Source organism: Clostridium muellerianum, from assembly GCF_012926525.1.
In the GTDB taxonomy this organism is placed as follows: Bacteria; Bacillota; Clostridia; order Clostridiales; family Clostridiaceae; genus Clostridium_AM; species Clostridium_AM muellerianum.
In genome coordinates this window covers 230,452-243,653 of record NZ_JABBNI010000025.1, presented here as the reverse complement: position 1 = coordinate 243,653, position 13,202 = coordinate 230,452, and the positions used below count along the sequence as shown (strand labels likewise).

Annotated in this window: 12 protein-coding genes; 9 read left to right on the top strand and 3 right to left on the bottom strand. The window is 30.0% G+C overall.

The features are described from left to right. The first annotated feature begins 289 nt into the window (after positions 1-289). From HBE96_RS14070 to HBE96_RS14045, 6 genes are all read left to right on the top strand, one after another. Positions 290-1,972, top strand: coding sequence for a peptide ABC transporter substrate-binding protein (locus HBE96_RS14070; protein WP_169298362.1), 1,683 nt, complete (start codon positions 290-292; stop codon positions 1,970-1,972). A 78-nt stretch (positions 1,973-2,050) separates the two neighbouring features. Then, entirely contained in the window at positions 2,051-2,983 is a 933-nt protein-coding gene (locus HBE96_RS14065; protein WP_169298360.1) for an ABC transporter permease, read from the top strand. A gap of 13 nt (positions 2,984-2,996) precedes the next feature. Continuing rightward, a complete protein-coding gene (locus HBE96_RS14060; protein WP_169298359.1) occupies positions 2,997-3,914 on the top strand; it encodes an ABC transporter permease in 918 nt (305 codons plus the stop codon). A 17-nt stretch (positions 3,915-3,931) separates the two neighbouring features. Beyond that, positions 3,932-4,954 carry an ABC transporter ATP-binding protein gene (locus tag HBE96_RS14055; protein ID WP_169298358.1) on the top strand — a complete coding sequence of 341 codons (1,023 nt, stop codon included), beginning with the start codon at positions 3,932-3,934 and terminating at the stop codon, positions 4,952-4,954. A gap of 1 nt (position 4,955) precedes the next feature. Then, positions 4,956-5,909 (top strand): ABC transporter ATP-binding protein, encoded by a 954-nt coding sequence (locus tag HBE96_RS14050; RefSeq protein ID WP_169298357.1) that lies wholly within the window; start codon positions 4,956-4,958, stop codon positions 5,907-5,909. A 222-nt stretch (positions 5,910-6,131) separates the two neighbouring features. After that, on the top strand, positions 6,132-6,698 hold the full coding sequence (locus HBE96_RS14045; RefSeq protein ID WP_169298356.1) for a beta-class carbonic anhydrase: 567 nt from the start codon (positions 6,132-6,134) through the stop codon (positions 6,696-6,698). Between the two features lie 230 nt (positions 6,699-6,928). Here HBE96_RS14045 and HBE96_RS14040 read toward each other — a convergent pair whose 3' ends face one another. The 3 genes from HBE96_RS14040 to HBE96_RS14030 all read right to left on the bottom strand — a co-directional run bounded on the left by HBE96_RS14040 (position 6,929) and on the right by HBE96_RS14030 (position 8,989). Next, positions 6,929-7,372 carry a threonine/serine exporter family protein gene (locus tag HBE96_RS14040; protein WP_169298355.1) on the bottom strand — a complete coding sequence of 148 codons (444 nt, stop codon included), beginning with the start codon at positions 7,370-7,372 and terminating at the stop codon, positions 6,929-6,931. Further along, on the bottom strand, positions 7,369-8,127 hold the full coding sequence (locus HBE96_RS14035; RefSeq protein ID WP_169298354.1) for a threonine/serine exporter family protein: 759 nt from the start codon (positions 8,125-8,127) through the stop codon (positions 7,369-7,371). Before HBE96_RS14035 ends, HBE96_RS14040 begins: the two co-directional genes overlap by 4 nt. Before the next feature lie 169 nt (positions 8,128-8,296). Next, positions 8,297-8,989, bottom strand: a complete 693-nt coding sequence (locus tag HBE96_RS14030; RefSeq protein WP_169298353.1) for a hypothetical protein — start codon at positions 8,987-8,989, stop codon at positions 8,297-8,299. A 267-nt stretch (positions 8,990-9,256) separates the two neighbouring features. Here HBE96_RS14030 and HBE96_RS14025 point away from each other — a divergent pair, with 267 nt between their 5' ends. The 3 genes from HBE96_RS14025 (at position 9,257) to HBE96_RS14015 (ending at position 13,138) form a co-directional block, all read left to right on the top strand. Beyond that, on the top strand, positions 9,257-11,518 hold the full coding sequence (locus tag HBE96_RS14025) for an alpha/beta fold hydrolase (RefSeq protein WP_169298352.1): 2,262 nt from the start codon (positions 9,257-9,259) through the stop codon (positions 11,516-11,518). Between the two features lie 29 nt (positions 11,519-11,547). Beyond that, a complete protein-coding gene (locus tag HBE96_RS14020; protein ID WP_169298351.1) occupies positions 11,548-12,087 on the top strand; it encodes a GNAT family N-acetyltransferase in 540 nt (179 codons plus the stop codon). A gap of 496 nt (positions 12,088-12,583) precedes the next feature. Then, positions 12,584-13,138: a PadR family transcriptional regulator gene (locus tag HBE96_RS14015; RefSeq protein WP_169298350.1), complete on the top strand. Its 555-nt coding sequence runs from the start codon at positions 12,584-12,586 to the stop codon at positions 13,136-13,138. Positions 13,139-13,202: the final 64 nt, after the last annotated feature.

Sequence of the window (13,202 nt, the reverse complement as noted above, 5' to 3'; positions counted from 1 at the left end):
AAATTATAATTAATAGCATATAAAATTGAGAAAAATCATAAAATTCTACATATAATTTTCAAAAATTAACATTTTAACACGTATAATTTTTAAAAATTACAAAAAAATTACATAAAAGATTATAACTATAAGACATTAATAAATTTTACAATAAATGCAATTAGTGATAAAATCTAAAATATAATATTTAAAATATACTGAAAATTATTTATTTTACATATTATGAACTAAGCATATAATAAAAACTTTTAATTAGATATTTGCAATAACAAAATAAGGGGGAATAAAATTGAAAAGTAAAAGATTAATGTCATTTCTAGTAACAGCAATGATAGTATCAACTACTGGATTTGTTGGATGTGGAGGGAGTAGTCAACAGACACAAGGATCAAGTGAAAAATTAGATAAGGATCAACATTTAGTTTTATGTCTAGATGAAGAACCAAAAACTCTAGACCCATCAAGATCTACAGATACTTATAGTGGTACAGTTATAACAGATACTCAAGAAGCTTTAACAAGATGCTTAGATAAGAATGGAGAAGAATCTATTGAAGCAGCAGGTGCTGAAAGTTGGAAGACATCTGAAGATGGACTTACATGGACATTTAAATTAAGAAGTAATAAATGGTCAGACGGAAAAGAAGTTAAAGCACAAGATTATGAATATTCAATAAAGAGAACCTTAGATCCTAATACTGCATCAGAATATTCATATTTGCTTTATCCAATAAAAGGTGCTAAGGAGTACAATAAAGGACAAGGAAAGGTTGAAGATGTAGGTATAAAAGCTTTAGATGATAAAACTTTAGAAATAAAACTTGGAAGTCCTTGTGCATATTTTATAAAAACAACTTATTTTAAAGTATTTACTCCTCAAAGAAAAGATATAGTTGAAAAAAGTGGAGAAAAATTTGGTTCAGAAGGTGACACTTTAGTTTCATCTGGTCCTTTTATAATTAAAAATTGGGTTCACAAGAACAAAATGGAATTGGAAAAAAATCCAAACTATTGGGATAAAGATAAAGTTAAATTAGACAAAGTAACATTTAAGATTATAGCTGATGTCCAAGCTAGAATGAATGAATTGTATAATGGTTCCCTTGACTTATGTCGAGTAGAAAAAAAGGAATGGTTTGACAAATTTAAGGCTAAAAATGATTTGACATATGTAACAGGACCAGATATATCAACAGATTATAACTTTTTTTATTGTAAGGACAAATTGTTTTCAAATATGAAAGTAAGAAGAGCATTTTCTTTAGCACTAGATAGAGAAGATCATATAAAAACATTATATCCAGAAACAAGAAAACCTTTTTATGCATGGTGTCCTCCTGCAATGAAAATTGGCGATGAAGATTTTAGAAAAAAGGTAGGAGAAGAACCTCTTAAGAAAATAAAGGAGGAAGTAAAAGATCCTAAGGCACTGCTTTCAGAAGGTTTGAAAGAATTAGGAATGGATCCAGATCCATCAAAAATAACTGTTACTATAGCTGAAGGAGGAACAGATGCTAGAGCAAAACAAGTGTGTGAACATGAGCAGGCAAATTATCAAAAGGTTTTAGGTTGTAAAGTAAAAATAGATTATATGGATTGGGCAATATTCCAAGATAAAGCAAGAAAGGGTAACTACCAAATAGCAGCTATGAATTGGGGTGCTGATTATAATGATCCTATGACAATGTTTGATTTATGGACAACAGGCTCGGATATGAATAATCCTAAGTGGTCAAATGCAAAATATGACGCCCTTATAGAGAAAGCATCAAAAACTATGGATCAAAAAGTTAGATTTGAAGCATTTAAAGAAGCAGAACAAATACTTCTTTCTGAATCACCAATATCTCCAACAAGTTATAGAGTAAAAACCTACTATATGAAAAAATGTATTAAAGGTATGCAGTATCCAATGTTTTCAACAAAGGAAGAATTTAAATATGCATACATTCAAGGAAGAGATAACAAATAAAATTAAATTTGAATTAAGTTTCACTTAAATGAAACTTAATTCAAATAAATTTTTATAATTTGTATGGAGGGTAAAATAATGCTTAAATTTATTCTGAAGAGAATAGTATATATGTTTATAACATTATGGGTAGTTATTACTGCTACATTTGCATTAATGCATGCTCTGCCAGGTGATCCCTTGGCTGGTTTAGCAAGAGAACTGCCTGCTCAGATAAAAGCTAATTACTATGCTAAATATGGATTAGACAAGCCGGTATCACAGCAGTATGTAGTTTATTTAAAAAATTTAGTTAAGGGGGATTTGGGTGAATCACTTACAAATCCAGGTAGAGATGTAAAAAATGAAATAAAAAAGCAATTGCCAGTAACAGGACAAATTGGAGTGCAAGCAGTAGCTATGGGATTTGTTATAGGAATAACTTTAGGAGTTATTGCAGCCTTTAATAGGAATAAAACCCCAGATTATGTAGTTATATTTATAGCACTTTTAGGAGTATCTATACCAAGCTTTGTACTAGCGGCATTGCTTCAATATTTCCTTACAGTTAAAGCTACATTGTTACCAACTACAGGGTGGGGCGGCTTTAAATTTTCAATACTACCATCTATTGCCTTAAGTTTTGCAGCTATTGCAACTTACGCAAGATATATGAGGACAAGTTGCTTAGAAGTAGTAGGACAAGATTATATACTTACAGCTAGAGCTAAAGGTGTATCAGATTTTAATTTAATATGGAAACATATAATAAGAAATGCTATACTTCCAGCTATAACAATATTAGGACCAGAGATAGCAGCAGTATTAACAGGCTCCTTTGTTATAGAAACTATTTTTTCAATACCAGGACTTGGATCAAACTTTGTAACAAGCATAAACAACAGAGATTTTACTATGATTATGGGAATGACTATTTTCTATGCTGCACTATATATATTAGCACTCCTCATAGTAGATATTCTTTATGCATTAGCTGATCCAAGAATAAGAATTGATGGTGGAAAGAGATAGGAGGAAGAGTAATATGGCTGAGCTAAGAAAAGAAAAGTTTAAAATTATAGGGTGCGATGCTTCTGAAGGAGAAGCCATAGTAAGACCTAATATGACATATTGGCAGGATGCATGGAGAAGATTAAAGCAAAATAAGATTGCCATACTTTCTTTGATAGTACTAGGTATAATAACACTTTTGTGTATTATAGGCCCTCATTTAACTCCTTACAAGTTTAGTGCAGTAGATTCTAGCATAGTAAACCAAGGACCAAGTGCGAAACACTATTTTGGAACTGATGAACTAGGAAGAGATATGTTTGCAAGAATATGTAAGGGCGGTAGAGTATCTTTAATAATAGGTTTGATAGGTGCAGTTATAGATGCTACTGTGGGAGTTTTGTATGGAGGTATTGCAGGATATTTTGGTGGAAAAGTAGATGTTATAATGATGAGAATTGTTGAAGTACTTATAAGTATACCATATTTGTTGGTTGTTGTTTTGCTATCTTTAGTTTTAGGACATGGTATGCCAGCACTTATAGTTGCTATGACAATTACAGGCTGGGTTGGTATGGCAAGACTTATAAGAGGACAGGTGCTTCAAATAAAAGAACAGGAATATGTATTGGCAGCACAGGCACTTGGAGCTAGTTCACTAAGGATTATACTTAAACATTTGCTGCCTAATACTATTGGAGTTATTATTGTTGCTATAACCTTTGATGTTCCTTCATTTATATTTGGTGAAGCATTTTTAAGTTTTATAGGTCTTGGAATACAATCTCCAAATACAAGCTGGGGAGCTATAGCTGCATCAGCACAGCAGTATTTAATGTTTTATCCAGAGCAGCTTTTCTTCCCATCACTATTTATAAGTTTAACTATGTTATCCTTTAACCTTTTAGGTGATGGATTAAGAGATGCACTAGATCCAAGATTACGTCAATAATTGGAGGTAAGCAGAATATGGAAAGAGTTTTAGATGTTAAAAATTTAAGGGTATCATACCATACCTATGCAGGTGAAGTTCAATCTGTTAGGGGAGTAGATTTTCATTTAAATAAGGGTGAAACATTAGCTGTAGTTGGAGAATCAGGATGTGGTAAAACTGTAACAGCTAAATCTTTAATGAAATTAATACAAACTCCACCAGGTGAAATAAAGGAAGGTTCGGAAATATTACTTAATGGTAAGAATGTTTTAAATATGTCTAAAGAAGAGTTAAGAAAAATGCGTGGAGAAGAGATAAGCATGATTTTCCAAGATCCTATGACATCTTTAAATCCTACAGCAAAAATTGGTAGTCAAATTGCAGAAAGCTTGATTATACACAGAGGAATGAAAAAGGCTGAAGCACTAAAAGAAGCTGAAAAAATGCTAAAAGTAGTTAATATACCTAATGCAGAAAAAAGAGTTAATCAGTATCCACATGAGTTTTCAGGTGGTATGAGACAAAGGGCAATGATTGCCATTGCACTGGCTTGTAATCCTAAGATTTTAATTGCTGATGAACCAACTACTGCATTAGATGTTACAATACAAGCTCAAATAATAGATCTTATAAAAGAACTTCAACAAAAATATGGAACAGCAGTATTAATGATTACTCATGATTTAGGAGTAGTTGCAGATATAGCTCATAGAATACAGGTAATGTATGCAGGGAAGATAATTGAAAGAGGCTTGACAGCGGAAATATTTTATAATGGAAAGCATCCGTATACCTGGGCACTTTTACAGTCAGTTCCTAGATTAGATACTGCACACAAAGATAAATTGTATTCTATACAAGGGACGCCTCCAGATTTATTAAAGCCACCTGTAGGATGTGCTTTTGCATCTAGATGTAAATATTGTATGAATATATGCAAAGAAGAATTACCACCATATACAAAAATTAGCGATACCCATGAAGTGGCTTGCTGGCTCCAGGATCCTGATGCTCCTAAGGTAGAAAATCAATTATCAACAAGCAGGGAGGCAGAATAATATGAGTGAAAATTTAATAGAAGTAAAAAATCTTAAAAAATATTTTAATGTAGGAAAAGGTGCTGTCCTTAAAGCTGTAGATGATGTGAGCTTTAGCATAAAAAAAGGAGAAACTTTAGGACTTGTTGGAGAATCAGGATGTGGAAAAACAACTTGTGGAAGAACTGTGTTAGGACTCTATTCTGCAACAGAAGGTGAAGCTTCATTTGAAGGTGTTGACATTCATAAATTAAAAGGAAAAGAAAAAGTAGATTTTACAAAAAAAGCACAAATGATATTTCAAGATCCTTATGCATCTTTAAATCCAAGAATGACAGGTGGAGATATAGTTGGTGAAGGTTTAGACATACATAATATGTATAAAGGACAGGAAAGAATGGAGAAGATATATGAAGCTTTAGATTTAGTTGGACTAAATAAAGAGCATGCATCTAGATTTCCACATGAGTTTTCAGGAGGACAAAGGCAAAGAATAGGAATAGCTAGAGCACTTGTTATAGATCCTAAATTTATAGTGTGCGATGAACCAATATCAGCGCTTGATGTTTCAATACAAGTCCAAGTAGTTAATCTTTTAATTAAACTTCAAAATGAATTGGGGCTAACATATTTGTTTATTGCTCATGATCTTTCAATGGTTAAACATATATCAGATAGAGTTGGAGTTATGTATTTAGGAAAGATAGTAGAATTAGCTTCTAGTCATGAATTATATGCAAAGCCAATTCATCCTTATACTAAAGCATTACTTTCAGCAATTCCAATTCCTGATCCTAAAATTGAAAAAGAGAGGAACAGAATAATGCTTGAGGGTGAAGTTTCAAGTCCAATAAACCCTAAGCCAGGCTGTAGATTTGCTTCAAGATGCAGATTTGCAAAACCTGAATGCAAAGAAAAAAGTCCAGAATTTAAAGAAGTGGAAAAAGATCATTTTGTGGCATGCCATCTTGTGTAAATAGGTATAAAAAATAAATAGGTTTTACTATTATAAAAACTATAATAGTAAGCCTATTTTTATGCACTAGTTTAAATGATGTTTTTTATACTCTAGCATAATAGAATATAATATTATATGATAATTATTATATATAGGTATTTTATAAAAGGAATTTTAATAGTATAATTTATTTAATAAAATTAAACATATATCTATATGTAAATTATTTGGGGGTATAAAATGAGCAGATTGAAACAAATATTAGAATACAATGAGAATTTTGTAATTAATAATGAATATGAACCATATGTAGTTAGCAAAATTCCAAAGAAAAAGATGGTTGTATTATCTTGTATGGATACTAGATTGACAGAGTTATTACCAAGGGCTATGGATATAAAAAATGGTGATGCTAAAATAATAAAAGATGCAGGAGCAACAGTTATTCATCCCTTTGGTGGTGTTGCCAGGAGTATAATGGTTGCAATATATGAATTTGGAGCAGAAGATGTTTTTATCGTAGGGCATTCTGGATGTGGGATGAGTAATTTAGATACTAAAAGCTTTGTTGATAAAATGATAAATAGAGGAATAAGGAAAGATACTATAGATACATTAAACAATGCAGGAGTTCATGTTGAACAGTGGCTTCATGGTTTTGAATCGGTGGAAGAATCTATAAAAGAAAGTGTTAAAATGATAAAAAATCATCCTTTAATTCCTAAAGATATAAGGGTACATGGATTAATTATGGATTCAAAAACAGGAAAAATAGATGTAGTTATAGATGGAGATAAAGAAGAGTAGATGATTTGGTAATTAAGGTTTAAAGTTTCAAAACTTAAGTATACAAAAAGGTAAAGCAATGGAGATAGCTAAGATATGCTTTTTGATAACGAAGATACAAAAAAGTAACAAGGTAATAAGTGTTATTTATATAGGTGTAGATTATTAGATGCTCTATTATGAAAGAACTATAAGTGGATTTTTAACTATTAATCTACTTATAGTTCTTATTAAATTCCATCCTAAAAAAGCTATATCTTTAACTTATTTCGTTTCATTAACTTTGAAATAAAACGAAAAGTTGTTGAAGAAAGCATTATACCAAATGCAATAGCTCCTCCTACAGCAACGGTTTGCATACCTTCAGAGTATGCTAAAGAATAGTTTTGCTCTACTATATTATTTATAGTAGTGTATGCTGTTATACCAGGTACTAATGGAAATATCCCTGGTATTGAAAATTGTACAGCCGGGGTCTTAAGTTTTCTTGCCATCAATTCACTATATATACCTACAGAAAATGCTCCTGCAAAGGATGCAGAAACTGGATTAAGAGTATATTTATGAACTGTAAGATATACTACCCAGCCAAGAGTCCCACAAAAGCCTGTCCATATTATCTTTTTTCTATCAATATTAAAAAGAATAACAGGAAATATACTACCTAAAAATGCTAATATTATTTGTTTTATCATAGTTTTATACCTACTCCAAGAGTTAATGCTGAACCGATTCCTACACCTATTGCAGTTATGACAAGCATTGCTTCGCCAAATTTAGTCATACCAGATTCAAAGTCACCAGATATAACATCTTTTATACCATTAGTAAGTGGTACTCCGGGTAATAATATCATTATTGCACCAGTTATAACATTACCTTTACTTACAAATGGCAGTAAGCTTTGCGCTGTTATACTGGAAACACCTATAATAAATCCAGAAAGAAAAAATTCAAAAAACTGAAAAAATCCAACTCCAGATATTTTTTCTAATAAAAAATAAACACATATACTTACAACTGCAGAGACTATTGAATCATATATTGTTCCATTAAAGAACAATGAATAAATAAATGAAGTCATACTGGCGGAAAATAGTCTTACTGGAAAACTGAAATATGGAGCTTGATCTATATCTTTTAATATTTGTTTAGCTTTTTCATAGGAAATAGGTTCATTTTGAATATTTCTTGAAAAAGAATTAATAAGTTCTATTCTATATAAATCTACCCGTCTTGTCCTGATTTTTTTTAACGAAGTTACTTTTTCATTATTATCATCTACAACAGAAATAAATACTCCCTTAGCTGTAACTATACATTCACATTGTAGATTGTAGGAATTACATATTCTCTCAATTGTTTCCTCAACTCTATAAGATTCTGCACCGTTACTTAAAAGCATTTCTCCCGCTGAAAGAGAAATTTCCAAAACTTGTTTGGATTCCATAATATACTCCTTTGTTGTTTTTTCGAATATTGATAATGCTCATAGTAAGCATTAATCATCATTATAAAGTGTATATAAAAATTATAAAAAATGCAATCTTTTTGTATACAGAATTGGTCGATATTTATAACGTAAGTAGTGATAATTTTTAAAATTATATCAATAATGTTTATTTAATTTCATTTTGTAATTCAGTTAATTCATCTTGATTCTTTGATTCATTGGAATCTGTGTCAAAGGAATTATTAACATTTTCCTGTATAAAATTTATCGTACATGAAAGATTATTTATTACATGTTTGTAAGTATCACTTAGCTGAGTTAGTGAAGCTACCTTTTGATGATTTTTTTTCTTTTTACACTCTTCTATTTCTTTTAAAATTTTTTTATTTTCTTCTCTAAATATCCAAACCAGACCGTTAGCTGTTTCGTACTGTTTTTGGCACTTAATTAAAGTGGATGAAGACATTTTCATATTATCAGATTTAGTAGAGCCTTTAAGTAGAATATTAGAAGCAAGATTTAGTGCATTCTTAAATACATTATCTAGTAAACCTGTATATTTATTTGTATCACTTCCATAAGTACCAGAAACAATTTCTTTTTTTATATTTTCATATTCTGAAGAATATTTTTCTATAAAAGGAGACTTAGTAATGTCCTTTATAGAAGTTTCAATACGATTTAAAAATTTATAACCTAGTACAGCATCATTAGAGATACTTGAATTATCGGTACCTTTAAAAATTGTATTATTGGAATTTTCATTTGTATGTTTGTTATCATTGATGGAATTTTTATATTCAATAATGTTGGAGTTAGTTTTATATGAAATTGATTTATTAATTGTAATTAAATCCATAATAATCCCTTCTTACATTTTTTATTTATACTTCCAATATCGAAACATAATTGGATTACTAAAGGTATAATTTCCAAATTGTTGAATTCTTTTTTTAGGTTAGACCATTTGAAAAAAGTAAAACGGTCTTAATATGCTTTTTTATTCAGTATTATATATTTTGCATAAAGAACTATAACATGTTGTTTTTTACAAAGTATCTGTTATAATTAATATATAACAAGCATAACAAATATAATAAATATATCAATAGAAAAGAGGAGTAATATGTTAAATAGAAATGTTAGATTAAGTTTAATTTTGGCTATTACAGCATGTACTTTTATATCTTCTTCAGTTTATGCAGATGGAAATGTCAGTATAAAAAGACTTAGTGGTAATGATAGATATGAGACTTCTGCCAATATAGCTAATTATTATCAAGCTGGACAATTGGATAGTATTATTGTTACTAGTGGTAATGGATTTGCGGATGCACTTTCAAGTAGCTCACTTCAAGGAATTGGAGGTTCCCCTGTAATGCTTGTAGGAGATAATATACAAAATAGCAGTAAAACTATAAATTATATTGAAAATCATTTAAAGAAGGATGGTACTATATATATTTTAGGAGGGGAAGCTTCTGTAAATAGTGAATTTGAGAAATATTTTAAAGAAAAAGGATTTAATAAAATAATAAGATTAGGCGGAAATGATAGATATGAAACTAATATAAAAATAGTAAATCAAACTAATGTAAGGGAAGGTACCCCAATAGTTATAGCAAACGGCGATAATTTTCCAGATGCTTTAAGTATATCCAGCATAGCAGCGTATAAGGGATATCCTGTTTTTATAACTCCATTTAATAGCTTGCCAAGTAAGACAGAAGAAAAAATAAAGAAAATTAAACCTTCTAAAATATATGTTATAGGAGGAAGCAGTTCAATAAGTAGTGGCATAGAGGATAAATTAAAACAAATATCAAAGGATATAGTAAGAATACAAGGTAAGGATAGATATGAAACCTCTATGAATATATGCAAATATTTTGATGAGAATTTAGATAATGTGATAATTGCCAGTGGAGAAGCTTTCCCAGATGCACTTTCTGGAACTGCTCTTTCAGCTAAACTTAAAGCACCTATAGTAATAACAGATGGAAATAATATTAGCAGTATTAAAGAATATATAAAAAATAGAAATTTTAGAAAAGTAATAATACTTGGAGGAGAAGGTACAGTTTCAAAAAATATGGAAAATGTTTTAAGTTCTAATGGGGATACAAATTTATCTCAAGATTTAAAAGTTAAAGCTGAAAGTTTTGTAAGTAATTTATCAAATAAGAATATAGATGAGGCTTTAAAACAATTAAGTAGTGATTTAAAGACAGGCTATGGAGAAGGTATAATGAAAAATTATCTTTCAAGTGTAAGTTTTAAGGGAGTTGACACAAAACCAATAGATGTAAAGCAAGAAGAAGCACCACTTGGAAATGTAATTACGCTAACGTATAAAGTTGAAGCATATTCTACCACTGTGGATGTAAAAATAAAATATGATAATGGTGGACAAATATACGATTTAGTATTTGAAAATACTTCAGCTGTGAGTAAGTATAAACTGCCAGCCTATGCAAATATGGATAGCTTTATTGAAAAGAATGTAATCATAGGTGATGGAAAATATAAATTACCTGGAGTATTAAGTATGCCTAAAGGAAATGGTCCATTCCCAGCAGTGGTACTTGTTCATGGCAGTGGTGCTAGTGATAAGGATGAAACCAATGGTGATACAAAAGTATTTAGGGATATATCAGCAGCACTTGCTTCAAAGGGAATTGCAGTATTACGTTATGATAAAAGAACAGAAGAATATGTACTTCCTGGGTTAGCAGATACAAAGTTTGATTTAAATAAAGAAACAGTAAATGATGCGGTGGATGCAGTAAGTTTATTAAAGAAAACTGAAGGTATTGATTCGAATAAGGTTTTTGTTTTAGGACACAGTCAGGGAGCAATGCTTACATCAACAATAATAAAAGATTGTGGTGATAATGGAGCAGCTGGAGGAATAATGATGGCTGGACCAGTAGATTTTCTGGATACTTTTTTGGAGCAGGTTAAATATTTAAATTCAATAGGTCAGAAGAATGAAAGTATGCTAAAAAGTGTAGAAAATTTATATAACACAGTAAAAAGTAAAGACTTTCCAGGGAATATGACTGAAGATATGCCACTTTTTGGTGCCTATCCATATTATTGGTTAAGTGTTAAAAATTCAACTCAAGTAAATGATGCTGTAAGTATAAAAGCACCTCTTCTTATTCTTCAGGGAAAGATGGATTATCAGGTTGATGTTTCTAATGTTGACAAGTGGAAAAATATATTGAAGAATAAACAAAATGTAGATTATAAATCTTATGATAAGTTAAACCACTTTTTTATAGAAACAAAATCTAAATCAATGGAGGGGTATGGAAAAGCTGCTAATGTGCCTGATTATGTTTTAAATGATATAACTAATTGGATTAATAGATATTCAAAGTAAAAATTAAAAAAGAGAGGAGCGAATTATATTTGTTTAAATATGTAATTGATGAGGATTTAGAATTAAAATTGCTGGATAATTCTCATATAGAAGAACAATTTGCATTAACACAGAGAAATCGTTCTTATCTTAAACAGTGGCTACCATGGGTAGATGGAATTAAAAGCTTTGAAGATGTGGCAAAGTTTATAAAGAAAACTAAAAAGCAATTTGTGGACAATGACGGATTTCAATGTGGAATATGGTATAAGGGTAGAATGGCAGGTATAATTGGATATCATAATATTGATTGGACAAATAAATCTACAAGTATAGGTTATTGGCTTGGTGAAGAGTTCCAAAATAAGGGGATTATGATAAGAGATTGTAAGGTGCTAGTAGATTATGCTGTAAAAGAATTAGGATTAAATAGAGTGGAAATTAGATGTGCTGAAAAAAATTTAAAAAGCAGACATATTCCAGAAAAGTTGGGGTTCAAAAACGAAGGTACTTTGAGAAATGTAGAATGGTTGTATGATCATTATGTTAGCCATGTTGTTTATGGAATTCTTAAAGACGAATGGATTTAATATTAGTATGTTAGCATAAAAAAATAGTGGTTGCTGGGTAAAATGGAAATACTAATCGTATTATAAAAAGTAGGTAAACATATTCTGTAGGACAGACACAGAAAAGAGCTGTGTTATCTTGCAGGGTACAGTTTACCTTTTTTAGTTAGACAAAGTGCCTTGAATTTTGAACTTAGACATTTCTTTACTTAATTGTTATGTGCTTTTTTTAATTATTTTGAAATTAACATAATTATGATTTATTTATATGGAGATAAATAAAAAAGTGTTTTTAGTAGGCGTTTGCAAAATGTTAAATCTTAAAGGATTTAAAGTTTTGCAAGAGTCTATTGTTAATTAAGAAACTAATAATGCATATAAAAACTATAATAATTTAGGAAAAAGGTTAAAAACATATTGACTTTATGTATCACTCTGATATAATTATGTATATCATGGTGATATATGAAAATATGATATATAAAACAGTAATACATAAATAGGAGGCTGGATTAAATTGGCAAAGGTGAATAAAACTAAATATGCTCTTTTAGGAGTACTTACTTTAAGTTCAGGTTCAGGATACGATATTAAGAAATTTTGTGATTCATCTATAGGACATTTTTGGCATGAAAATTATGGACACATATACCCTGTACTAAAGAAGATGGAAGAGGAAGAATTAATAACAAAAGAAGTTCAACAAACAGAAGGAAGACCATCAAAAAATATATATTCTATTACAGAAAAAGGTAAGAAGGAATTAGATGAGTGGCTTGTACTTCCTGTAGAGCAGCAACCTGTTAGATCAGAGCTTTTACTTAAAATATTTTGTTCAAAGGATATACCAGTTAAAAATGTTATTGAAAAAGTTCGAAAGATACAGGAAGAATGTGAAGAAGAAATTCAAGTATATTTAAAAATTAAAAGTTTATTGAGTTCAGACAAAATAGATAAAAAGAATTCAATATTATGGATTAGCACTGTTAATTTTGGAATGCATGATTGTGAAGCAAGATTAAAGTGGTGTGAGGAAACATTAGAAGCTTTAGAAACTATAAAAGATTTATAAAGTAAAATTTAATCCATAAAAAATTAAAACGATTAGTAATTTGATAAAATGAGAGGAGATATTT

Coding starts and splice junctions, on each gene's coding strand:
- HBE96_RS14065 (WP_169298360.1), top strand. CDS start 2,051: ATGCTTAAATTTATTCTGAAGAGAATAGTATATATGTTTATAACATTA.
- HBE96_RS14060 (WP_169298359.1), top strand. CDS start 2,997: ATGGCTGAGCTAAGAAAAGAAAAGTTTAAAATTATAGGGTGCGATGCT.
- HBE96_RS14055 (WP_169298358.1), top strand. CDS start 3,932: ATGGAAAGAGTTTTAGATGTTAAAAATTTAAGGGTATCATACCATACC.
- HBE96_RS14050 (WP_169298357.1), top strand. CDS start 4,956: ATGAGTGAAAATTTAATAGAAGTAAAAAATCTTAAAAAATATTTTAAT.
- HBE96_RS14045 (WP_169298356.1), top strand. CDS start 6,132: ATGAGCAGATTGAAACAAATATTAGAATACAATGAGAATTTTGTAATT.
- HBE96_RS14040 (WP_169298355.1), bottom strand. CDS start 7,372: ATGATAAAACAAATAATATTAGCATTTTTAGGTAGTATATTTCCTGTT.
- HBE96_RS14035 (WP_169298354.1), bottom strand. CDS start 8,127: ATGGAATCCAAACAAGTTTTGGAAATTTCTCTTTCAGCGGGAGAAATG.
- HBE96_RS14030 (WP_169298353.1), bottom strand. CDS start 8,989: ATGGATTTAATTACAATTAATAAATCAATTTCATATAAAACTAACTCC.
- HBE96_RS14025 (WP_169298352.1), top strand. CDS start 9,257: ATGTTAAATAGAAATGTTAGATTAAGTTTAATTTTGGCTATTACAGCA.